Origin of the sequence: Rhodococcus sp. IEGM 1351 (assembly GCF_030056875.1) — a bacterium.
Lineage (GTDB): Bacteria > Actinomycetota > Actinomycetes > Mycobacteriales > Mycobacteriaceae > Rhodococcus_F > Rhodococcus_F opacus.
In genome coordinates this window covers 416,135-438,428 of sequence record NZ_JASHKU010000001.1, presented here as the reverse complement: position 1 = coordinate 438,428, position 22,294 = coordinate 416,135, and the positions used below count along the sequence as shown (strand labels likewise).

Annotated in this window: 18 protein-coding genes; 10 read left to right on the top strand and 8 right to left on the bottom strand. The window is 69.1% G+C overall.

Going from position 1 to position 22,294, the window contains the following annotated elements; translation table 11 throughout:
- Positions 1 to 28: 28 nt before the first annotated feature.
- Both QM806_RS02085 and QM806_RS02080 read left to right on the top strand, forming a co-directional pair.
- A complete protein-coding gene (locus QM806_RS02085) occupies positions 29 to 580 on the top strand; it encodes a mycothiol transferase (RefSeq protein ID WP_005253766.1) in 552 nt (183 codons plus the stop codon).
- A gap of 87 nt (positions 581 to 667) precedes the next feature.
- Complete coding sequence (locus QM806_RS02080) at positions 668 to 1,300, top strand: hypothetical protein (protein ID WP_005573939.1); 633 nt, start codon at positions 668 to 670, stop codon at positions 1,298 to 1,300.
- 37 nt (positions 1,301 to 1,337) lie between these two features.
- Here the strand turns inward: QM806_RS02080 and QM806_RS02075 are convergent, their stop codons facing one another.
- The gene (locus tag QM806_RS02075) at positions 1,338 to 3,098 is read right to left on the bottom strand and encodes a DEAD/DEAH box helicase (RefSeq protein WP_005253764.1); all 1,761 of its coding nucleotides are present in this window, start codon (positions 3,096 to 3,098) and stop codon (positions 1,338 to 1,340) included.
- Between the two features lie 108 nt (positions 3,099 to 3,206).
- Here QM806_RS02075 and QM806_RS02070 point away from each other — a divergent pair, with 108 nt between their 5' ends.
- The 4 genes from QM806_RS02070 to QM806_RS02055 all read left to right on the top strand — a co-directional run bounded on the left by QM806_RS02070 (position 3,207) and on the right by QM806_RS02055 (position 7,424).
- The gene (locus QM806_RS02070) at positions 3,207 to 4,004 is read left to right on the top strand and encodes a carbon-nitrogen hydrolase family protein (protein ID WP_054245434.1); all 798 of its coding nucleotides are present in this window, start codon (positions 3,207 to 3,209) and stop codon (positions 4,002 to 4,004) included.
- Positions 4,005 to 4,063: 59 nt separating this feature from the next.
- The gene (locus QM806_RS02065; RefSeq protein ID WP_005253762.1) at positions 4,064 to 4,693 is read left to right on the top strand and encodes a phosphoribosyltransferase; all 630 of its coding nucleotides are present in this window, start codon (positions 4,064 to 4,066) and stop codon (positions 4,691 to 4,693) included.
- Positions 4,694 to 4,792: 99 nt separating this feature from the next.
- Positions 4,793 to 5,497: a DUF8548 family protein gene (locus QM806_RS02060; protein WP_005564759.1), complete on the top strand. Its 705-nt coding sequence runs from the start codon at positions 4,793 to 4,795 to the stop codon at positions 5,495 to 5,497.
- Between the two features lie 139 nt (positions 5,498 to 5,636).
- Positions 5,637 to 7,424, top strand: a complete 1,788-nt coding sequence (locus tag QM806_RS02055) for an AMP-dependent synthetase/ligase (protein WP_005564760.1) — start codon at positions 5,637 to 5,639, stop codon at positions 7,422 to 7,424.
- A 51-nt stretch (positions 7,425 to 7,475) separates the two neighbouring features.
- Here the strand turns inward: QM806_RS02055 and QM806_RS02050 are convergent, their stop codons facing one another.
- Positions 7,476 to 8,099, bottom strand: coding sequence for an alpha/beta hydrolase (locus tag QM806_RS02050; RefSeq protein WP_052023948.1), 624 nt, complete (start codon positions 8,097 to 8,099; stop codon positions 7,476 to 7,478).
- Positions 8,100 to 8,177: 78 nt separating this feature from the next.
- Here QM806_RS02050 and QM806_RS02045 point away from each other — a divergent pair, with 78 nt between their 5' ends.
- On the top strand, positions 8,178 to 11,645 hold the full coding sequence (locus tag QM806_RS02045) for a TM0106 family RecB-like putative nuclease (protein WP_169693548.1): 3,468 nt from the start codon (positions 8,178 to 8,180) through the stop codon (positions 11,643 to 11,645).
- Here the strand turns inward: QM806_RS02045 and QM806_RS02040 are convergent.
- Positions 11,630 to 12,829: an amino acid deaminase/aldolase gene (locus tag QM806_RS02040; protein WP_133986459.1), complete on the bottom strand. Its 1,200-nt coding sequence runs from the start codon at positions 12,827 to 12,829 to the stop codon at positions 11,630 to 11,632. The two genes, QM806_RS02045 and QM806_RS02040, sit on opposite strands and share 16 nt — an antisense overlap.
- A 59-nt stretch (positions 12,830 to 12,888) precedes the next feature.
- Positions 12,889 to 13,533 (bottom strand): TetR/AcrR family transcriptional regulator, encoded by a 645-nt coding sequence (locus QM806_RS02035; protein WP_005564766.1) that lies wholly within the window; start codon positions 13,531 to 13,533, stop codon positions 12,889 to 12,891.
- A gap of 101 nt (positions 13,534 to 13,634) precedes the next feature.
- Here QM806_RS02035 and QM806_RS02030 point away from each other — a divergent pair, with 101 nt between their 5' ends.
- Together QM806_RS02030 and QM806_RS02025 are read left to right on the top strand one after the other, a co-directional pair.
- Complete coding sequence (locus QM806_RS02030; RefSeq protein ID WP_133986458.1) at positions 13,635 to 14,951, top strand: D-arabinono-1,4-lactone oxidase; 1,317 nt, start codon at positions 13,635 to 13,637, stop codon at positions 14,949 to 14,951.
- A 10-nt stretch (positions 14,952 to 14,961) separates the two neighbouring features.
- Positions 14,962 to 16,326 (top strand): amidase family protein, encoded by a 1,365-nt coding sequence (locus QM806_RS02025; RefSeq protein ID WP_169693549.1) that lies wholly within the window; start codon positions 14,962 to 14,964, stop codon positions 16,324 to 16,326.
- A 12-nt stretch (positions 16,327 to 16,338) separates the two neighbouring features.
- Here QM806_RS02025 and QM806_RS02020 read toward each other — a convergent pair whose 3' ends face one another.
- From QM806_RS02020 to QM806_RS02010, 3 genes are all read right to left on the bottom strand, one after another.
- Positions 16,339 to 17,304, bottom strand: coding sequence for an adenosine deaminase (locus QM806_RS02020; RefSeq protein WP_283290169.1), 966 nt, complete (start codon positions 17,302 to 17,304; stop codon positions 16,339 to 16,341).
- Between the two features lie 26 nt (positions 17,305 to 17,330).
- Positions 17,331 to 18,527 carry a class I adenylate-forming enzyme family protein gene (locus QM806_RS02015; protein WP_054245423.1) on the bottom strand — a complete coding sequence of 399 codons (1,197 nt, stop codon included), beginning with the start codon at positions 18,525 to 18,527 and terminating at the stop codon, positions 17,331 to 17,333.
- Between the two features lie 92 nt (positions 18,528 to 18,619).
- Positions 18,620 to 19,423, bottom strand: a complete 804-nt coding sequence (locus QM806_RS02010; RefSeq protein ID WP_169693550.1) for an enoyl-CoA hydratase/isomerase family protein — start codon at positions 19,421 to 19,423, stop codon at positions 18,620 to 18,622.
- A 40-nt stretch (positions 19,424 to 19,463) separates the two neighbouring features.
- On the opposite strand from QM806_RS02010, the gene QM806_RS02005 reads away from it, so the two are divergent.
- On the top strand, positions 19,464 to 20,828 hold the full coding sequence (locus QM806_RS02005; RefSeq protein ID WP_005574840.1) for an FAD-binding oxidoreductase: 1,365 nt from the start codon (positions 19,464 to 19,466) through the stop codon (positions 20,826 to 20,828).
- On the opposite strand, the gene QM806_RS02000 is transcribed toward QM806_RS02005, so the two are convergent.
- Positions 20,782 to 22,293 (bottom strand): MFS transporter, encoded by a 1,512-nt coding sequence (locus tag QM806_RS02000; protein WP_005574839.1) that lies wholly within the window; start codon positions 22,291 to 22,293, stop codon positions 20,782 to 20,784. The genes QM806_RS02005 and QM806_RS02000 overlap by 47 nt on opposite strands.
- Position 22,294 lies beyond the last annotated feature (1 nt).

Below are 22,294 nucleotides of genomic sequence, written 5' to 3'. Positions count from 1 at the left end.
TGTCCGCTATTGCCGCCACACTGGGTGCATGACCGAATCACCCAGCACCCAGAACCTCATCTCCGACGAGCGCGGACTCCTTCTCCTCATGCTGGACAACCAGCGCACCGCCTTCCGCAACGCGCTGTCCGGGCTGACCGAGGAGCAGGCCCGCAGTGTGCCCAGCGCCAGCGAGTTGAGCCTGGCGTCACTCCTCAAGCACGTGATCGACGGCGAGGAGGCGATGACCTCCCGCATCACCGGGGCCCCGCGCGATGTCGGCGACGATCCGGTGGCAGCGTGGATGGCCGCATGGAACGTCGCCGAGGACGAGACCGTCGACGTTCTCCTCGCCCGCTTGGACGACGCACAGCGCGCCACCGAGGCCGCGGTCGCCGCCGAAACCGATCTGGATCGCGACGTCGACCTGCCCGCCGACGTGGCGCAGTGGATGGCGTCGGGAGTCACCTTCACGGTCCGCTACATGCTGCTGCACCAGATCGAGGAACTCGCCCGGCACGCCGGTCACGCCGACATCATCCGGCAATCCCTCGACGGTGCACGCGCCGATACGCTGGCCGGCGGCGGCAGCTGGTCCTGACTGTTTCCACTCTCTCGGGTAAATTCTCCGCTCGGGCGGCGCTGCAGAGCTGCCCGGACGAGACAACGAGGAGTTCAGGTGGACGGTATGAGCGTGATGCGACGCACGATCGCGGCGGCAACGGTCGGTATCGCGGCGACTTTCGGCCTCTCGGGCACGGCAGCGGCGGAACCGGCCACCCCGGACGTCCCCGGACTCGCCGAACTGCGCACCCAGGCCGACAAGCCCGAGGAGAAGGCCGCGGTCGAGGCGCTGGCCACGTCGACCGTGCTGCATGATGTCGCGGGCGCGTACACGCCGTTCCTCTACACCGCACCGACCGTGGGTTGCGGCACCGTCGCACCGGTCACGCTGACGCTGGCGTCGGGCACCACCGGGCCCACCGCCGAGGTGAAGGCCAACGAGATCAGCTTCCAGGCTCTCTCCGCGTACCCCGGTGTCGTGAAGTCGTCGGGACTCAACGTCGCGTGGATCAACACCAACACCGGCGCCAGCGGAATCCTGCCCCTCGACGGCGTCACCGACGGCGGCTACCCGGCGCTGAACAAGGTCGTGACGACGGGGCCGGGCACCGTCGTGGCATCGATCTTCGGCACCGTCGGTTACACCAACGCGACGTGCTACGTGCTGCCGACCGTCGGTTCGTTCTTCGTTCCCGAGGAGGGGCCGCTGCCCGCCGAGGCGGCACAGCCCGCCCCGGCTCCCGCTCCCCCGGCGTAATCGCCGGGGGATCCCGTTCGGGACGGCCGCGCGAGAACTACTCGCGCGGCCTTTTCCGGCTGTCCCGGTCGCGCTGGAACTTTCCGCCTGCCCGATCGTCGCGGCCACCGCGCGGCCGACCCGACGGCGGACCCGAATCGGGCTGCAGCTGAATCAGCACACCGGAGATCCGGGTACGGCGCAGGGCTTCGAGGGTCTCGCTGGACAGGTCGGCGGGCAACTCCACCAGGCTGTGGTCCGGGCGGATGCTGATGTGCCCGAAGTCGCTGCGCCGCAGCCCACCCTCGTTCGCGATGGCACCGACGATCGCACCGGGCACCACACGGTGCCGCTTGCCGACCGCGATGCGGTACGTCGCGAGCTCCTGGCCCTCCGGTCCACGCGACCGCGTCGGGGGGCCGTCGTCGAAACGGCGCGCCGGGCGTTCGCGGGGCTCACGCTCGCGGCGGGGCGCGGGCGGCGGTTCGGGCGCCATGAGGAACGCCTCACCGTCGCGCGACTGCACCGCGAGCGCGGCGGCGATGTCGGCGAGCGGGACGTCGTGCTCCTGCTCGTAGTCCTCGATCATCTTGCGGAACAACGCCAGGTTGTCGGACGTGAGGCTCTCGGTGATCGAGTCGCCGAACTTGGCCACACGCTGCGCGTTGACGTCGTCGACGCTGGGCAGCTGCATCTCGGCCAGCGGCTGACGGGTCGCCTTCTCGATGGCCTTGAGCAGGTGACGCTCGCGCGGCGCCACGAACAGCAGCGCCTCGCCGGCGCGCCCGGCGCGACCGGTGCGGCCGATCCGGTGGACGTACGACTCCGTGTCGTGCGGGATGTCGTAGTTGACGACGTGGGAGATGCGGTCCACGTCCAGACCACGCGCGGCCACATCGGTGGCCACGAGGATGTCGAGGGCGCCGCTCTTGAGCTGGCCGATGGTCCGTTCACGCTGCGCCTGCACGATGTCGCCGTTGATCGCCGACGCGGAGAATCCGCGCGAGCGCAGTCGTTCCGCGAGGTCTTCGGTGGCCTGCTTGGTGCGCACGAAGATGATCATCGCCTCGAAGTCCTCGACCTCGAGGACACGCGTCAAGGCGTCGAGCTTGCGCTGGTGCGCCACCTGGACGTACCGCTGCGAGATGTTGGAGGCCGTCGACGTCTTCGACTTCATCGTGATCTCGACGGGGTCGTGCATGTACTGCTTCGAGATCTTGCGGATGGCCCCCGGCATCGTCGCCGAGAACAGCGCCACCTGCTTGTACTCCGGAGTGTCGGCGAGGATGCGCTCGACGTCCTCCTGGAAACCCATCTTCAGCATCTCGTCGGCCTCGTCCAGGACGAGGTACGAGAGCTTGGACAGGTCGAGCGTGCCCTTCTCCAGGTGGTCGATCACCCGACCGGGCGTGCCCACCACGACGTGAGCGCCGCGCCGCAGCCCCGACAACTGGACGCCATAGCTCTGACCGCCGTAGATGGGCAGGACGTGCAGGCCCGGAATATGGGCGGAGTACTTGCCGAACGCCTCCGCGACCTGCAGCGCCAGTTCCCTCGTCGGCGCGAGAACCAACGCCTGCGGCGACTTCTGCGTCAGGTCGATCTTCGAGAGGATCGGTACCGCGAACGCAGCGGTCTTGCCGGTGCCGGTCTGCGCCAGGCCGACGACGTCGTTGCCGGCGAGGAGGGGCGGAATGGTGGCTGCCTGGATCGGCGAAGGCGACTCGTAGCCCACATCGGACAGTGCCTTCAAGACCCGATCATCGATGTCGAGGTCGGCAAAAGTGGGGGGTTCGGGGTCACGCTCGATATCACTCATTGACCAGCAGTTTAGTGCACGAGTCCACAGTGCATCGCCACGCCGCGGAAATACGCGGCGACCGGGACGGGAGACACCTGCCGCACCTCGTCGCCTAGCGTGGACGGCATGGTCGATGTCGCTGTCATTCAGTTCGCTCCCGGTCAGGACAAGCAGGAGAACCTGCGCACCCTCCGCACGCTCGCCGCCGAGGCCGCGGGCCGCGGCGCGAAGGTGGTGGTGGCGCCGGAGTACGCGATGTTCACGGCGCCGAGAACGGACGAGCGGATCGTCGAGTCGGCCGAGGGCCTGGACGGCGAGTTCGTCAGCGGGCTGGCCGCGACCGCGAAGGAACTCGAGGTCCACCTGATTGCCGGGGTCAACGAGCAGTTGCCCGGGGACGATCACATCTCCAACACCGTCGTCGCGCTCGGACCGGGCGGCGACATCGTCGCCACCTACCGCAAACTCCACCTGTACGACGCGTTCGGCTACAAGGAATCCGACGTCATCCGCGCCGGGGAGATCGGCGCCCCGGAGACCTTCGCCGTCGACGGCCTCACGTTCGGCATGCAGACCTGCTACGATCTCCGGTTCCCCGAGGTCACCCGCCGCATCGTCGACGCGGGCGCCGACGTGCTGCTGCTGCCCGCACAGTGGGTGCCCGGACCGTTGAAGGAGGACCACTGGTCCACTCTCGTGCGGGCACGCGCCATCGAAAACACCGTGTACGTGGCCGCCGCCGACCAGAGCGCGCGCACCGGGGCCGGCAACAGCATGATCGTCGATCCGATGGGCGTGACCCTCGCGTCCCTCGGTGAGCGGGTGGGTACAGCGGTCGCGGCGGTCAGCGCGGAGCGGATCACCGAGGTGCGGGAGAAGAACCCCGCACTCGCCCTGCGCCGATTCACCGTCAGCGAGATCTGAACGGCCCGATCGGGAGTAGCGTCGGAGACGAACTGTTCTCCCCGATCACGGAGCGTTCGATGTTGTACACCAGTCGCGCCGACGCCGGCCGCAGACTGGCCGCCGCATTGGAGCACCTGCGCGGCACCGATCTGGTGGTGCTCGGTCTGCCGCGGGGCGGCGTCCCAGTCGCGTTCGAGATCGCTGCCGCCCTGTCTGCGCCCCTCGACGTGGTCCTCGTCCGCAAACTGGGTGTCCCGTGGCAGCCGGAACTCGCCATGGGCGCCATCGGTGAGGGTGAATCCCGGGTGATCAACGACGACGTCATCCGCATCGCCCGGATCAGCAAGACCGCACTCGCCATGGTCGAGGCGAAGGAGCGCCGCGAACTCGAACGGCGGGCGCGGGTGCTGCGCGGCGGGAAACCGCGCGTGTCGCTCAAGGGCCGCACGGCCGTCCTCGTCGACGACGGCATGGCCACGGGCGCGACCGCGGCGGTGGCCTGCCAATCGGTGAAGAAGCTGGGCGCGGCACGCGTGATCGTCGCGGTCCCCGTGGCGGCCCCGGAGGCCGTCGGACGTCTGCGCGTGACCGCCGACGAGGTGGTCTGCCCGTACATCCCGGCCGATCTCGGCGGAGTCGGCAACGCGTACGACGATTTCCATCAACTCTCGGACAGCGAGGTCACAGACCTTTTGGCCCACCACTGACGGTGGTTCTCGAGGAATCTTCAGCTCCAGTGCAACGTTCCCGGAGGCCCTGTCGATACACCGGACAGAGCACAGAACAGACTGCCTTTGGAGGATCTCGTGACCGTCTCTGCCGATACCGTCGAAACCGTCGTCACCGCGTGCCTCGACCGATTGGGAGACCCGTCCGGCTGGGTCACCTCCGATGCCTACCGGCACAGCCTCGCTCTCTGCATCATCGAATCGGTGCAGTCGAGCGCCGGGCACAGCGAGGTCGCCGTCGTCGACCGCTATCTGGCGTACCGGCGGGCGCACCCCGATCAGCCCCTCACCGACGGCGCGCGCGACCTTCTCCGCACGTTCGAGGAGGCGGGCAGCTCGGATCAGTGGGCGGGCAAGGTCGGTTCGTACAAGAGGCGGTACTCCGCGACCGGTGTGCCGATCGAAGCGCGCCACATCCAGCTGGCGGCGGAGCGACTACACCAGCTCCGGATCAACAGCATCGACGACCTTCTCGAGGCCGCCCGGGACGAAGCCGCCCTGGAGCAGATCCACGACGCGTGGATCGAGGTGTGCGGTGAGAGCAGCGACGTCACGTGGGCGCATTTCCTGATGCTCGCCGGGATCCCCGGGGTCCGGCCGAATCGGGTGGCGGACGTGTTCATCAGCGGCGCGCTCGGCATTTCGGAAGCCACCGACGACGGCCTCGCCGAGGAGATTCTCGAGGCGACCGCCACCGAACTCGGTGTCGATCCGGACCAGTTGAACTACGCGATCCGGCGCTGGCTGTCGGCCAACTCGCGCCGTCTGGAAGAGGCCGCCTGAGTTATCAGTTTACGCCGAGTTACACTTATCTCCGCTGGTCAGACACGAAATACACATAACGGACATCGACCCTGGTGCGAAACTGGGACAAATGTGATCGAATGCACATCCGTCATGTCGTTTCAGTGGAGGGGTCATAGTGCGTGAATTCTCGGTACCGCAGTCGTTCTCAATTCCGGAGGACGCCTCCATGGCGGACACGGTCTTCCGTCATGCCGAGGAAGACCCGAAGTTCGTTCCGTTCAAGCGCCCCGGCAACGGTGGGTGGGTAGACGTCACCGCCGCGGAGTTCGCGGAGCAGGTCTCCGCCGTCGCGAAGGGCCTCATCGCTTCCGGCGTCGAGCTCGGTGACCGCGTCGCGATCCTGTCGGCGACCCGGTACGAGTGGGTCGTCATCGATTACGCGATCTGGACGGCAGGCGGGTGCACCGTCGCCATCTACGAAACGTCCGCACCCGATCAGGCCAAGTGGATCCTCGAAGACTCCGGCACGTCGCTGCTGGTCGTCGAGAACGCCAAGCAGGCCGACGCGCTGAAGGTCGTCACCGACGCCGCGCCGGACCTGCGTGAGGTTCTGCAGATCGAGGGCGGCGCGATCGACGAACTGTCGAAGCGCGGCGAAGGCGTCACCGACGAGCAGTTGCACGAGCGTCGTCACCAGGTGCGCGCGTCCTCCCCCGCGACCCTCATCTACACGTCGGGCACCACGGGCCGCCCCAAGGGCGTGCAGTTGACGCACTCCAACTTCTACGCGGAGTCCGCGGCCGTGAAGCTGGCGCTCAGCGACGCGATGTACGCAGGCAGGCGCACCCTGATGTTCCTGCCCCTCGCGCACGTCTTCGCCCGCGCCATCTCCTTCGGTGCGTTCGACGCCAAGGTCACGGTCGCGCACACCGCCGACCTCACCACGCTGCTCGACCAGTTCGCCGCGTTCAAGCCGCACTTCATCCTGTCGGTGCCGCGGGTGTTCGAGAAGGTCTACAACTCCGCCAAGCAGAAGGCGTACGACGGCGGCAAGGGCAGCATCTTCGAGAAGGCGTCCGCCACGGCCATCGCGTACAGCGAGGCGCAGGACAACGGCGGCGCCGGGCTGGGCCTCAAGCTCAAGCACGCCCTGTTCGACAAGCTCGTCTACTCGAAGCTGCGCACCGCCCTCGGCGGCGAGTGCGACCGCGCCGTCTCCGGTGGCGCCGCACTCGGTGCACGCCTCGGTCACTTCTTCCGCGGCATCGGCGTCCCGGTGTACGAGGGCTACGGCCTCACGGAGACGAGCGCCGCCATCTCCGTGAACACCACCCGCGCACAGAAGGTCGGCACCGTCGGCAAGCCGATCGACGGCCATGCCGCGAAGATCGGTGAAGACGGCGAACTGCTCCTGACGGGTCCCGTGGTGTTCGGCGGTTACTGGCACAACGAGCAGGCCACCGCGGATTCGATCCGGGACGGCTGGTTCCACACCGGCGATCTCGGCTCGATCGACGAAGAGGGCTACATCTCCATCACCGGCCGCAAGAAGGAAATCATCGTCACCGCGGGCGGCAAGAACGTCGCGCCTGCGGTCCTCGAGGACGCACTCCGCGCGCACCCGCTGATCAGCCAGTGCCTCGTCGTCGGTGACGGCAAGCCGTTCATCGGCGCGCTCATCACCCTCGACTCCGAAACCCTGCCGGGCTGGAAGGAACGCCACGGACTGGCCGCCGACACCCCGGTGTCCGAACTGGTGAAGAACCCCGACCTGGTCGCCGAGATCGACGAGGCCGTGGCCGAGGGCAACACGAAGGTGTCCAACCCGGAGCGGATCAAGAAGTACCGCATCCTCGAGGTCGACTTCACGCAGGAGACCGGTGAGCTCACGCCCACGCTGAAGCTCAAGCGGAACGTCATCCACAAGGAGCACGGCGCGGCCATCGAGGCCATCTACGCGTAGGCGGCTCCGCCGCCCGTGAGTGGTCGAGGAGTCCGGAGACTCCTCGACCACTCACGGGCGCGCAGCGCCGAGGATGAAGTCGCGGACCACCGCGGTCACGGTCGCGTGGACCTTCTCGTGGAGCAGGTCGTGTCCGGCGTCGTCGAACTCCCGGAATTCGAGGCCTCGTATCCCCGCCGCCCAGTCCCGGACGGGGTCGATCGGTGCGATGCGGTCGTCCACGCCGTGGACCGCGAGCAGCGGTATCCCGAGTGATTCGAGCGCATCCGCCGTCTGCTGCACGGCTGCGGTCTTCGGTGTCCCGCACAGAATCGCGCACCGGAAACCGGCGTCACCGGACGCGAGAAGTTCCATCGAGACCGCGGCACCGAGCGAATGCCCCATGAGCACGAGCGGAACATCCGGTGCGTGCCTGCCGGCGAGGCCGGTGAGAAGCGCGGCGTCCTCCGCCAGGTCCGCCACGGATCCCGGATGGTCGCCTTCGGACAGTCCGTGACCGGCCTGGTCGATTCCCCACACCCCGATTCCGGCGGGCGTGAGTCCGCGCGCGAACCGGTGGTAATGACCCGTGTGCTGCCCCATGCCGTGGAGAAACACCAGCTGCGCGGCGGGTCCTCCCACCGCGCTCCAGTGCCGGTAGTGGACTCGTCCGGAGTGGCCGTCGAAGAAGGGCATGGCTGCCATTCTGGCTCTGTCGCACCCCGATGGCACAATCGGCCGGGTGAACTCACCGGCAGAACTGGGGACGTAGCTGTGTTCCTCCTCGACGACACCATCGTCTACAGCGCCAGCGACCTCTCCGCGGCCGCCACCTGCGAGTTCGCGTTGCTGCGCCGGTTGGACGCCACGCTCGGGCTCGCCGGGGCCGGTTCCGCCACCATGTCCGTCGACGACGACCCCATGCTGAAACGGACGTCGAGCCTGGGCGATGCTCACGAACATCGCCGGCTCGAGCAGTTCCGCGCCGAGTACGGCGACGGGGTGGTCACGATGGACCGTCCCGAGTACACCGCGGTGGGACTGTTCGAGGCGAACCTGGCCACCGTGGAGGCGATCCGCGGCGGCGCCGACGTCGTGTACCAGGGGACGTTCTTCGACGGCCGCTTCCTGGGTTTCTGCGATTTCCTCGTTCGCGACGGCGACACGTATGCCGTCCACGACACCAAACTGTCCCGGCACGCGAAGGTGTCGGCCCTGCTCCAGCTCGCCGCGTACGCGGAAGCACTGGCCGACAACGGGATCCCGACCTCACCGGACGTCCACCTGCTGCTCGGCGACGACAGCGACTCGGCGCACTCGCTCGGCGACATCTTTCCCGTGTACTCCGCGCGACGCTCCTCGCTCGAGCGAATTCTCGACGAGCACCGCGACGAGCAGTCCCTCGCGGAGTGGGGCGACCCCCGGTACACGGCGTGCGGCCGGTGCGACACGTGCACCCCGGAGGTGGAGCAGCACCGCGACCTCCTGCTGGTGGCCGGAATGCGCACGACGCAGCGGAGCCGGCTGATCGCGGCCGGGATCGGCACTCTCGACGCCCTCGCCGCGCATACGGGCAGCGTCGAGGGCCTGCCCGAGCGCACCCTGGAATCGCTTCGCGCGCAGGCCGCCCTGCAGTTGCGCCAAGAGTCCTCGGGCACCCCCGAGTTCCAGGTGTACGCCCCGCAGGCGCTGGGCGGGCTGCCGGAACCGGACGACGGCGACATCTTCTTCGACTTCGAGGGAGACCCGCTCTGGGCCGAGAACGGATCCACGGACTGGGGTCTCGAATACCTCTTCGGCGTGGTCGAGGGTCCCGCCGACGCCGCCGTGTTCCGGCCGTTCTGGGCACACGACCGCGCCGAGGAGCGGCAGGCACTCGTCGACTTCCTCGACTACGTGACCACGCGTCGTCAGCAGTATCCGAACATGCACATCTACCACTACGCCGCGTACGAGAAGTCGGCGCTGCTGCGGCTGGCGGGACGGCACGGCGTCGGCGAGGAGACCGTCGACACCCTGCTGCGCGACAACGTCCTCGTCGATCTGTATCCGGTGGTGCGCGGGTGCCTGCGCATCGGCGAACGGTCCTACAGCATCAAGAAGCTCGAACCGCTGTACATGCCGGAGCAGCCGCGCGACGGCGACGTCACCAACGCCGCCGCATCGGTGGTCGCGTACGCCGACTACTGCGATCACCGCGACAACGGCCGGGAGGACGAGGCACGCGCGCTGCTGCAGGGCATCGCCGACTACAACGAGTACGACTGCGATTCCACGCTGCGGCTGCGCGACTGGCTGATCGGGCAGGCGGAGACCCACGGTGTCGCCCTCCGGCCGCCCGGCGACGGGCCCACCCCGGTGACCGAGGAATGCACCCCCACGGAGGCGGCGTTACGCGAGTTCGCCGGGCACGGACCGAGCGAGCACCGGGAACACGACCAGCAGGCGGCCGCGCTCATGGCGGCGGCGGTCGGCTATCACCGCCGTGAGCGGAAACCGTTCTGGTGGGCGCACTTCGACCGGCTGGTCGTGCCGCACGACGAACTGTCGGACATCCGGGACGTTCTGGTGGTGTCGTCCGCGGTCGTCGAGGAGAACTGGCACAAGAGCAGCCCGCGGCAGCGCAAGCTGCGCCGGCGACTTCAGCTCACCGGCCGTTTCGGGACCGGGAGCACGGTGGGGCCCAAGACCACGATGTACGCGCTGTACGACACCCCTGCACCCGAGGCGGTCGCGGGCGACAATCCGCAGCAACGGGGAACGTGCACGGTCAACGTGCTCGACGTCGGGAAGGACGGCCGCCGCCGCGACGTGGTGATCGTCGAGGAACTCCTGAACGGCGAGGAGTACGTGCAACTTCCGACGGCGATCACCCCCGGGCCGCCGATCACGACCGACCGGATCGAATCGTCCATCGCGGTGGCCGCGGACGGCATGTGCTCGCCGCTGCCGGCCCTCCCGCTGTGCGCGTCGGTGGACATCCTGCGGCGGTCCGACCCGCGCACCCGGAGCGGGAATCCGCTCCCACCCGTCGACGGCACGGATTACGCGGGCGCGATCACCGCGGCACTACTCGACCTCGACGACTCGTACGTCGCGGTGCAGGGGCCTCCCGGCACCGGCAAGACGTACACCGGGGCCCGGGTGATCAAGGCGCTCGTCGAGCAGCACCACTGGCGGATCGGCGTAGTCGCACAGTCGCATTCGGTGATCGAGAACATGCTCGGCGGCGTCGTGAAGGCCGGGCTCCCCGCCGAACTCGTCGCGAAGAAGGACGGGCGGCATCGCGCCGCGACGTGGACCGACATCAGCTCCAACGACTACCCCGGCTTCATCGACCAGGCCGAGGGAACGGGCTGCGTGATCGGCGGGACCGCATGGGACTTCGCGAACACCGACCGGGTTCCGCCGGGCAGCCTCGATCTGCTGGTCATCGACGAGGCCGGGCAGTTCGCTCTCGCCAACACCATCGCGGTGGGCGGCGCGGCCCGCAATCTCCTGCTTCTCGGCGATCCTCAGCAACTTCCGCAGGTCAGCCAGGGCACCCACCCGGAACCGGTGGACGCGTCGGCCCTCGGGTGGCTCGCCGAGGGGCACGGGGCGCTGCCCGCGAGCCGGGGATATTTCCTCGAACGCACGTGGCGGATGCACCCGGAACTGTGCGCGCCCGTATCGACACTGTCCTACGACGGCAAGCTGCGTTCACAGGAATCGGCCAGTGCCGCACGACGACTCGACGGCATGGAACCGGGCGTGCACACCGTCTTCGTCGACCACCAGGGCAACGCCACCCAATCCCCCGAGGAGTCGCGGGAGGTGGTCAACCGGATCACGAAGCTGCTCGGTTCCGGCTGGACCGACCCCAGCGAGTTCGAGGGCACCCGCCCACTCGGCGAGTCCGACATCCTGGTCGTGGCGCCGTACAACGCGCAGGTCGGGTTGATCGAACGCGATCTGGCCGCGGTCGGCCTCGACAAGGTCGAGGTGGGTACGGTCGACAAGTTCCAGGGGCGGGAGGCGGCCGTCGCCATCGTGTCGATGACCGCGTCGGCGATCGAGGACGTGCCGCGCGGCATGTCGTTCCTGCTGTCGCGGAACCGGATGAACGTGGCGGTGTCCCGCGGCAAGTGGGCTGCGATCATCATCCGGTCGGAATCGCTGACGCGGTACATGCCGAGCACCCCGGAAGGTCTGACCGAGCTGGGTGCCTTCATGCGGCTCACCGGTCAGCCGAAGCACTGATCTTCGCCGCGGTAGGTGGGCACCACGGTGCGGGAGCCGTCCGACTCGACGAGGTGCACCTCGGTGAACCGCTCGCACAGCTCGCCGGCCTTCGCGTGCCGGAACCACACCCGGTCGCCGATGCCGAGATCCGCTGCCGCCTTTCCGGTCACCGGGGTCTGGACCTCACCGGCGCCCTCGTTGCGCAGTAGCTTCAGCCGCGGCGGCCACACCGGCGTGGGCACGCGACTGCCCCCGGCGGGACCGGAGGCGATGTAGCCGCCGCCGAACAGCGTCGCGATGCCGGGTGCCGGCCGCCGGACCGTCGACAGGGCGAAGTACAGCGACGGGTGCGGACGGAACGCGCGGTACTTGTCGAAGAGCGTCGGGACGTACAGACCGGAGCCGGCTGTCACCTCCGTCACGACCGGGTCCGCGGAGCTCACCTCCACCGAGCCGGTGCCCCCGCTGTTGACGATCTCGAGCACCCCGACCTCCGACTGCACGGCGTTCACCACGGCAGTGCGACGGGACGTGAGTTCTTTCGCGGACGCCCGCTTCATCCAGCCGATCGGCGGACTGGAGTCGGGCAGACCCGCGATCTGCGCTTCGTAGAACATGACACCGACGACGGCGAATCCCCGCCCCGCGGCGCGCTTCGCGAACGCGGCGACGGCGGACGGTTCGCGGAGCGGGGAACGGCGCACCCCGATGTGGACCGGCCCGAGCCGCAACGAGGCGTCGACGTCGATGCACAGCCGGGCCGGGAGGGACGTGGTGCCTGCCGCGGCGAGAACGAAGTCGAGGTGGTCGTCGCTGTCGACCATCAACGTGATCCTGTTCAGCAGTTCGGGATCGGCCGCGAGTTCTGCGAGTGCCCCGCGGTCGGCCGTCGGGTAGCCCATCAGGATGTCGTCCGCGCCGTGCCGGGCGAGCCAGATCGCCTCGCGCAGCGAATACGCCATGATCCCGCGGAACCCGCCGGCCCCGGTGAGATTCTCCCCCAGTGCGACCTGGAGGACCGCGCGGCAGCGGACGGATTTGCTGGCGACGCGGACGGGGGTGCCGCCCGCACGCAGCACCAGGTCGGCGGCGTTGGCGCGCAGCGTGGTCAGGTCGAGTGCGGCCAACGGCGGGTCGACCTCGGTCGTCGAGGCGATGAGACGGTCGAGCGTGGGCGTCACAGTTCGTCCAATCTTCTCCATCGGTCTGCGACGCCAGTCAACCATCGAGTTGGACGATTGTCCAGATCAAACGGGCCCGCTCAGGCCTGCTCGACCGCCTTCGACGCGATCACGTGCACCATGTCGTCCAGCGCCGCGATCATCGCCTCACTGTCGCGGTCGACCAGCCACCGCAGCACGAGCCCGTCCAGGATGGCCAGCCCGAACCGCGCGATCGCCTCGACCGGGGTGGCCCAGCCGACTTCGGCGATGCGGGCGCACTCGGCGAGGAACTCGATCGCCTCCTCGTCCATGGTCCGATACTGCTGACCGGCGATGTCGCCGGCCCGCTCGCTCCCGGACGCCCGGTGCCGCAACGCCTGCGCGGTGATCTCGTACGTCAGCAACTGGCGGTCCGGGGTGGCCTCGATGATCGGCCACATTCCGCTGATCCCGATGTGGAGGAGTTCGCGCAGACCGTCGATCCCGCGCAGGTCCGGCGCGTGCCGAACCTGACCGAACGCCAGTCGCATCGACGCGCTGAGCTGCAGAACCAGGCTCTCGCCCATCGCCGCGAGGAGCTCCTCCTTGCTCTCGAAGCAGTAGTGCACCACCCCGAGCGAGACGCCCGCCTCCTCCGCCACGGCACGCACCGTGACCGACGCGACGCCGCGCTGCTCCGCGATGGCGAGCGCCGACTCGACGAGTTGGGCACGACGTTCATCCGCAGGAAGCCTGTTCAGCATCCTCTGATCGTAGAACCTGCGGGAGCCTCGCCTGTGACCAACACGGACGCCCGACCAACCCGCCATTTGCCTGGACGAGCGTCCAGGTTCATGATGGGCGAATGGCACAGGACACATGGCGCAACTGGGCGGGCACCGAGACGGCGAACCCGCTGCGCTTCGCGACACCGCGCTCGGTGGAGGAACTCAGCGCGCTCGTCTGCGGTGCCGCGGAGCACGGACAGCGGGTCAAGGCCGTGGGGTCGGGGCACTCCTTCACCGGGGTCGCCGTCACCGACGGGATCCTCGTCAGCCTCGACGCCCTCACCGGAATCGAATCCGTCACCCTCGACGAACCGGCGGGCGCCCTCGTCACCGTCCTCGCCGGCACGCGGCTGCACGACCTGAGCGAGCAACTCTGGCACCGTGGCCTGGCGATGATCAACCTGGGCGACATCGACGTGCAGTCCATCGCGGGTGCGCTGTCCACCGGAACCCACGGCACCGGAGCGCGTTTCGGAGGCCTCGCCACTCAGGTCCGCGCCCTGCAGGTGGTGCTGGCGGACGGCTCGGTGGCCGACTGCTCCCCCACCGAGAACCCCGAACTGTTCGAGGCGGCACGGCTGGGACTCGGCGCCGTGGGCATTATCTCGAAGGTCACGATCCAGTGCGTGCCGCACTACGTGATGCACGCCGTCGAGAAGCCCGAGTCACTGGACGCCACCCTCGACCGGCTCGACCACGACCGCACCACGATCAACCACTTCGAGTTCTACTGGTTTCCGCACACCCGCCGCGTGCTGACGAAACGCAACACCCGGCTACCCGGTGACACCCCGGTCTCTCCCCTCCACCCGGTCCGCGCCTACGTCGACGACGAACTGCTCGCCAACGTCCTGTTCGAGGGCATCAACAGGGTCGCCGGCCTTGCGCCGGCTGCGATCCCGAAGATCAATCGGCTGTCGTCGCGCATGCTCAGCGCGCGCGAATTCACCGATCGCAGCTACCGCGTCTTCGCGTCGGAGCGCCGGGTCAAGTTCCGGGAGATGGAATACGCGGTTCCCACCGAGGCGCTTCCCGACACTCTCGCGGCGATCGACTCGTGGGTGGAGAAGTCCGGTTTCACGGTCGCGTTCCCCGTCGAGGTCCGGTTCGCCGCGGGCGACGACGTGTGGCTGTCGACGGCGAACGGTCGGGACACGGCGTACATCGCGGTGCACCAGTACCATCGCCGCGATCACGAGCCGTACTTCTCCGCGGTCGAGGCCATCGCCCGGGAAGTGGAAGGGCGACCGCACTGGGGCAAGATGCACGGCCGCACCGCCGAGGACTTGCGGCCCGCCTATCCGAACTTCGACGAGTTCGTCGCCGTGCGCGACAAGTACGACCCCGAGCGAATGTTCGGCAACGCGTACCTCCAGCAGGTCCTCGGTCGCTAACGTGAGCTAGGTGGCCCCCAGTCGATCTTTCGACCGTCGCGACTTCCTTCGCGTCGCGGGTGCCTCCGGGGCGGCGGCGCTCGGTGCCGTGATGCTCGGCGCGTGCGGGGAACGCCTGCACGACCCGGAGGTTCCGCCGCTTCCCGACGGCCTGTCCGTTCCGGGCGGCGGAGCGGTGTCCGAGTTCGCGCCCGTCGACAAGGCGACGTGGCGCGTGCAGGGCGATCCGCTGGTCGCGCCGACCGGTGACGGGCCCCTCGCCGGCAAGCGACTCGCCGTCACCGACCTGTACGCCGTTGCGGGACAGCAGATCGGTGCGGGCAGCGGACGGCGGCTCGCCGAGGCACCCGTCGAAACCGGTACCGCCGCAGTGGTGGCGCGCCTCCTCGGTCAGGGCGCCCGCGTCGTCGGCCTGGCGCAGACCGACGACCTCGGTTACGGGCATTCCGGCATCAACCAGCAGTTCGGTACGCCGCCCAACCCCCGCGCCGAGGACTGCCTGCCCGGCGGTGCGACCTCGGGTGCCGCGAGTGCAGTCGCGCAGGGTTCCGCCGACATCGGATTGGGTGTCGACACCACCGGTTCCGTCCGCATCCCCGCCTCGTATCAGGGCCTGTACGGCTTCGCGCCGTCCCGGGGCGCCGTCTCCACCGACGGGCTGTTTCCGCTGTCCCCCACGTTCGACACCCCCGCGTGGGTCTGCGGCGACCTCGACACCCTCGTCGCGGTCTCCGGCGCGCTTCTCCCGCTCACGGCGGAGACCCCGTTCCGCAGCGCGCTCACCTCCGACGGCATCAACGCCGTCGCCGAGGCGGGGGCGCTCGGCGCTGTGCGGCGGGCCCTCACCGCGTGGGAGAAGAGTTCCCTCCCCCGGCTGACGTGGACCGACACGGACATCGGCCGGCTTCCCGACTGGTACGACGCCGTCGTCGCCGTGCAGGGCTACGAGGCGTGGCGGCTGCACGGCGACTGGGTGAGCGGGGCGATGACGTCGCTCGGCGACGAACCCGGCCGCAATTTCGCCGCCGCGAGCCGCATCTGGGAATCCACGTACGGCCGGAAACTGATCAAGCTCGCCGAGGCGTCGCAGACGATCACCGCGTACGTGGGCGACAGCCTGCTCCTGCTGCCCGCGACCTCCTCCACGGCCCCCGAGCGGACGAGCTACCCCAGCGGTGACCGGTTCCGGAACACGATGCGCGCCACCGGCATGCTCACCTGCCTCGCGAGCATCTCCGGACTGCCCAACGCGACCGTGCCGTTGCGCACCGACGACGGAGTTCCCGTCGGTCTCTGCCTGGTCGGCCCGCACGGCCGTGACCGCGACGTCCTGGCGGTCGTCGCGAGTCTCGGCGACACGGGGCTGATCGACTGACGGCCGGAACCGTCAGCCGCGGAGCAGTTGCGCCTTGCGCGCGTCGCTCGCGAACGACGCCGTGATCGAGTTGCGCGCGAGGGTTTCCCGCTCGGCATCCGTGAGGCCGAGCTGATCCCGCAACTGGGCGAAGTTGTCGTCGACGTACCCGCCGAAGTACGCGGGGTCGTCGGAGTTCACGGTGACGAGCAGACCCGCCTCCAGCATGGTCCGCAGCGGATGCTCGGACAGCGAATCGACGACACACAGTCGCACGTTCGACAGTGGGCACACGGTCAGCGGCACTTCCTCGTCCACCAGACGCGCCACGAGCGCCGGGTCCTCGAGCGCCCGCACCCCGTGGTCGATGCGCTCGGCACCGAGGAGATCGAGCGCCTGCCAGATGTACTCCGGCGGGCCTTCCTCGCCTGCATGGGCGACCACGTGCAGCCCCTCCGACCGGGCGCGGGCGAACACGTCCTCGAACAGCGACGGCGGGTTGCCCACCTCGGCCGAGTCCAGGCCGAGCCCGACGATCGGCGTCTGCAACCGGATGATCTCCGAGAACACTTCCTCCGCCTCGTGCACGGGACGGTCCCGCAGGATCGCGGCGATCGCGGCGCTGCTGAGGCCGAACTCCCGCTCGCTGGTTCCCACCGCGTCCATGATCCCGTCGAGCACCTCGTGCAGCGGCACACCACGATTGACGTGAGCCTGCGGGTTGAAGAAGAACTCCACGTGCGCGACGCCGCCCGCCGACGCCCGGGCGAAATAGGCGCGAGTGAGGTCCGCGAAGTCCTGCCCCGTCCGAAGCACCTGCATGTTGGCGAAGTACAGGTCGAGGAACGACTGCAGATCGGTGAACTCGTACCGCGAGCGGAGATCGTCGAGGTCGGTGTACGGCAGCTGCACGGAATTCCGTTCGGCCAGCGCGAAGATCAGCTCGGGTTCGAGGGAACCCTCGATGTGCATGTGCAGCTCGGCGACGGGAGAGCTCACGGGTGGATACCTGCCTTTCGCACCACCTAGGCAGCGGTGTCGCGGTCGACGATACGGACGAAGCCGTCGCCGTCGATATTCGCGGTGTCGCCGGTGTGAAACCAGCCACCCGTGAAGGTCTTCGCGGTGACCTCGGGCCGGTTCCAGTAGCCGCGGCTGACTCCCGGACCGCGGCACAGCAATTCGCCGGTACCGCGGCCGGCGTCGGGACCGAGGAGGGCCACCTCCATCCCGCCGAACGCGACGCCCACGCTGCCCGCGTGTGTCAGAGCGCACTCGTCGGGCAGCGCCAGGCCCGCCCCGCACGTTTCGGTCATTCCCCACCCGAGGAAGTGCCTGGCCGCAGGGAACGTCCGCCGGAGCAGTTGCGACTGCTCCAGGGACAGGCCGGAGCCGCTGTAGTCGATCCAGCGCACCGCGCGCCGGCCGAAACTCGTCACCCGCGAGTTCTCCACGGCCCGCAGGAGGACGGCGGGCGCCGCAGTGAGCACGTCGGCACCGGTGCCGCGCCACGACGCCGCGTCGGTGCTCCCGGTCAGCAGGACCGTTCCGCCCACCACCAGCGTCGAGAGCAGTTCGACGAGCGATCCGACGGTGTGCAGTTCGGGTTCGACGAGAAGATTCCGCAGTCCCTCGGAGCTGAACCCGCGCGCATGGAGCACGGATTCGATGGTCGAGAGGACGTTCTCGTTACTCAGCTCCACCCCCTTCGGGGACTCCGACGGCCCGGGCGTGTACGACAGCAGCACCAGCTCGTCGGGGCTCGCTCCGTCGTCGATGAACGAGATGCCCTCCGGCAGTTCGCCGTCGAGGATCAGTACCGATTCGCTGTCGGCGAGCACCTCACCGGTTCGCGCGTCGTCGAGTGCCGGGCTCACCCCGACCGGCACGCCGCCGGCCAGCAACACCCCGAGGAAGGCCTCGACCCAACGGACCCCCATGGGCTGCCGGACGGCGACGCGGTCGCCGATCTCGACGCCCTTCGACTTCAGCCCGCCGGCCACCCGCGCCGCGGACGTCCACAGTTGCGAGAACGTGAGCGACCGGCCACCGTCCTCCTCGACCGCGACCCGGCCCGCGTAGCGGTGCACGGAGATGTCGAGCAGCTCGGTGAGCGACGGGTTGAGCCCGCCGTACCGGAGCAGGCCGTCGCGACCACGGACCACCCGGTCGTCGTGGAAGAAGGGACCACTACTCGGGTACTCGACGAGGGACGACGGCATCTGCACCTCCGCTGACGACACTGCTGCGCGACCGGGACGTTGCCACGACTATATGACGCCCGTCACAGTTACGGGGAGCAGTTCGCCGACGCCTACCGCCCGCGGTACGTCGCCTTGCCCGGTCCGACGTTGAGGAAGCTGCGTACCGCACCCCGGAGGTCGTCGGTCTCGAACAGCGCACCCGACACGTCGGGCGTGATCGAGTCGGCGTGCGCGACCCCACCCGACCGCCACGCGGAGATGATCTGCTTCGTGGCGTCGTGTGCGCGCGTCGGCCCGTCCGCCAGGCGTGCGACGAGGGCGCGGGCCTCCGCGTCGACGTCCTCGTGGACGGCGTTGACCACGCCCCAGTCGCGCAGCGTCGCGGCGTCGTACAGGTCGCCGGTCATCACCAGTTCCCGGGCGCGGCCCGACCCCGCCCGCTCGGCCAGCCGCTGCGGACCGCCCATCGACGGGGTCAGCCCCACCACCGTCTCGACCAGTCCGAACTTCGCCTTCGGTGCGGCGAGGATGATGTCGCAGGCGAGCGCGATCTCGAAGGCCGCGGTCAGCGTCAGTCCGTGCGCCGAGTACACGACGGGGCACGGCAGCGCCTCGAGCGGATGGCAGATCTCGGCGAACAACTCCTGCCACAGGTCCGCGCCCTGTTCCGCCGTGAGCCCGTCGAACACGTGGACGTCCACTCCTGCGGAGACCACCTTGCCCTCGGCGCGCAGCAGCACCGCGCGCGGCGGATCCTCGGCGAGCGCCGCAACGTCGGCCTGCACGGCGTCGAACATCGCCTGATCGAAGAGGTTCAGTGCGCCGTGGGCGAACGTCAGGATCGCGATCTCGGCGCCGGCGTCCGTACGGACACGCTCGAGTCGGGTGGGATGCGCGGCTGCAGGCTCAGTCATGCCGCCAGACTGCCACACGCGTTCCGCCTACGATCGGGGTGTGGACTCGCTGCGCGCGGCGCTGGCCGACGTCGTCGGAGAACGGTTCGTGACCGTGGACGCGGACGTGCTCGCCGCCCGGGCCATCGACCACACGGGGCGCTACAGCGGGCGGGCGAGCGCACTCGTCCGGCCCGCGGATGCCGCGGAAGTCTCGGCCGTGCTGGGCATCTGCCGCCGAGCCGGGGTGAAGGTCACTGTGCAGGGTGGCCGCACCGGACTCGAAGCAGGGACGGTGCCCGAGCACGACGACGTGTTGCTGTCGATGGAACGGCTGACCGCGGTCGGCGCCGTCGACCGCGAGAACCTGCGCGTCACCGTCGGCGCCGGGGTCACCCTCTCGACGCTCCGGAACGCCGCCGCCGACGCCGGACTGCTGTTCGGCGTCGACATCGCGTCCCGCGATTCCGCGACGATCGGCGGCATGGTGTCGACCAATGCCGGTGGGCTGCACACCGTGCGGTACGGACACATGTCGGCGCAGGTGCTGGGCCTGGAGGTCGTGCTCCCCGACGGGGCGATCGTGCGGCGCAGCATGCGGGTGGGCGCCGAGAACTGCGGATACGACCTGCCCGCGCTGTGGGTCGGCAGCGAGGGGACTCTCGGTGTGGTCACCACTGTCGACCTCACGCTCCGCCCCGTGCCCGAGTTCCGAGTGACCGCCCTCGCCGGCTTCGCGCAACTGCCCGGATTGATCGACGCCGCTCGCGTCGTCCGGCGGCTCGAGGGGGTCGACGCCGTGGAGATGCTCGACGGCCGCGGGCTCGAATTGGCCTCCTCGCGGCTGGGTTTCGCGGTCCCCACGGGTCTGCCGTGGTACCTCCTCGTGGAACTGGCCGGCCACCGCGATCTCACCGACGAACTGGCCGAGGCCCTGGCGCAGTGCGCTCCCGACGACGAACCCGCCGTCGGGATCGATCCCGCAGGCCGCGCCCGGGTGTGGGCGGCGCGGGATGCGTTCGCGGAGGTGGTCGGATTGTTCGGGCCCCCGCTGAAGTTCGACGCCGCCCTCCCGCTGGACACCCTGGCCGCGTTCGTCGCCGACGCGGTCGCGCTGGTGACGAGCCGGGCCCCCGACGCGATCCCGGTGCTGTTCGGGCACGTCGCCGACGGCAACGTCCACCTCAACGTGCTGCGCTGCCCCGACGAGTCCGTGCTGTACCGGACGGTCACGGAACTGATCCGCGATCACGGCGGCAACATCGCCTCCGAACACGGTGTCGGCGCACACAAGCGCAACTACCTCGACCTCGCCCTCAGCCGCGAGGACATCACCGCGATGTGGACGATCAAGCGGGCGTTCGATCCCGCCGACTACCTCAACCCTGCAGTGATGTTTCCCGACTGGCTGCGTCGCCCGCACTGACTCCAGGCCTCTTCTCGCGCAACGGTCGCGCGAAACACACCGAGGCGATGAACCCGATCAGCAGGACGGCGGCGGGCAGCCAGATCGACTGCGACATCGCCGTCGCGAACGGCTCCTTCACGAATTCGGGCATCTCGCCGACGCCGGCCTCCTGGCTGTCGCTGTTCAGCCCCTGCGCGGACAGGCGGGCCGTGATGAGCGCGCCGATCGCGGCGCTGCCGAGGACGGCGCCGACCTGGCGGGTCGTGTTGTAGACGCCGGCTCCGGCGCCCGCCTGATGGGGCGGAAGGTTGTGCGTGGCGGTGGCCGCGAGCGGCGACCAGATACACGCGTTGGCGAGACCGATCAGACCGATCGGCAGCAGCAGTTCCCAGATCGCCACGTCGGGCGACATGACCATGGCCAGCCAGCCGAGTGCGATCGAGAACAGCAGGAATCCGGCGCCCGCGATGTACCGCGGGTGGGTGCGGTCGACGAGCTTGCCGATGAACGGGGCGAACACACCGGTGAGAACGGCCATGGGCACGAGGAGCAGGGCCGATTTCGTCGGCGACAGACCCCGCACCGCCTGCGTGTAGAACATCAGCGGCAGGACCATCGCGGTGATCGCGAACCCCATCGCGGTGATCGCCACGTTGGCGAGCGAGAAGTTGCGGTCCGTGAACAGGCCCAGCGGCAGGAGCGGCTCGTTCTTGTTCCAGGACTGGTACCAGACGAAGATGCCGAGTAGGACGAGGCCGGCGCCGATCGACGCCAGCACGGTCGCCGACCAGTCGTAGGAGCTGCCTTCCTGGATTCCGAACACGAGGAAGAACATGCCGAGCGCACTGAGTACGACACCGGGGATGTCGAACTTGTGCTCGTGGGTCTCGAGCGCGGGCACCAGCCGCCAGGCCAGCACGAACGCGATCACGCCGACGGGCACGTTGACGATGAAGATCCACTCCCAGCCGAGATTGTCCACGAGCACGCCGCCCGCGAGCGGTCCCACCAGGGTGGCGACACCGGCGACGGCACCCCACAGACCCATCGCGGTGCCGCGGCGGTCCGGCGGGAACGTGCGGGTGATGACGGCCATCGTCTGCGGCGTCATCAGTGCGGCGCCCAGTCCCTGGAAGACCCGGGCGACGATGAGCATGGTGATGGTGCCGGACAGGCCGCACCACAGCGACGCCCCGGTGAACAGGACGAGCCCGATCAGGTAGATGTTCTTGGGACCGAACCGATCACCGAGTCGACCGGTGACCAGCAGCGGCACCGCATAGGCCAGCAGGTACGCGCTGGTGACCCAGACGACCTTGTTGATGTCGGTGTGCAGGTCGTTCATGATCGCCGGGTTGGCCACCGCGACGATGGTGCTGTCGACGAGGATCATGAAGAAGCCGATGACGAGGGCCCACAGGGCCGGCCACGGATTTCGATGCTCGGGTGGCGACGTGGGTGGTGCGGTGCGCTCGGTGTCCATC

Bases quoted from the DNA above. Each gene is read 5' to 3' on its own strand.
- QM806_RS02035 (WP_005564766.1), bottom strand. From the start codon at position 13,533: ATGCTGAACAGGCTTCCTGCGGATGAACGTCGTGCCCAACTCGTCGAG.
- QM806_RS02050 (WP_052023948.1), bottom strand. From the start codon at position 8,099: ATGCCCTTCTTCGACGGCCACTCCGGACGAGTCCACTACCGGCACTGG.
- QM806_RS02040 (WP_133986459.1), bottom strand. From the start codon at position 12,829: ATGGAGAAGATTGGACGAACTGTGACGCCCACGCTCGACCGTCTCATC.
- QM806_RS02080 (WP_005573939.1), top strand. From the start codon at position 668: ATGAGCGTGATGCGACGCACGATCGCGGCGGCAACGGTCGGTATCGCG.
- QM806_RS02075 (WP_005253764.1), bottom strand. From the start codon at position 3,098: ATGAGTGATATCGAGCGTGACCCCGAACCCCCCACTTTTGCCGACCTC.
- QM806_RS02070 (WP_054245434.1), top strand. From the start codon at position 3,207: ATGGTCGATGTCGCTGTCATTCAGTTCGCTCCCGGTCAGGACAAGCAG.
- QM806_RS02000 (WP_005574839.1), bottom strand. From the start codon at position 22,293: ATGGACACCGAGCGCACCGCACCACCCACGTCGCCACCCGAGCATCGA.
- QM806_RS02085 (WP_005253766.1), top strand. From the start codon at position 29: ATGACCGAATCACCCAGCACCCAGAACCTCATCTCCGACGAGCGCGGA.
- QM806_RS02010 (WP_169693550.1), bottom strand. From the start codon at position 19,423: ATGACTGAGCCTGCAGCCGCGCATCCCACCCGACTCGAGCGTGTCCGT.
- QM806_RS02030 (WP_133986458.1), top strand. From the start codon at position 13,635: ATGGCACAGGACACATGGCGCAACTGGGCGGGCACCGAGACGGCGAAC.
- QM806_RS02065 (WP_005253762.1), top strand. From the start codon at position 4,064: ATGTTGTACACCAGTCGCGCCGACGCCGGCCGCAGACTGGCCGCCGCA.
- QM806_RS02015 (WP_054245423.1), bottom strand. From the start codon at position 18,527: ATGCCGTCGTCCCTCGTCGAGTACCCGAGTAGTGGTCCCTTCTTCCAC.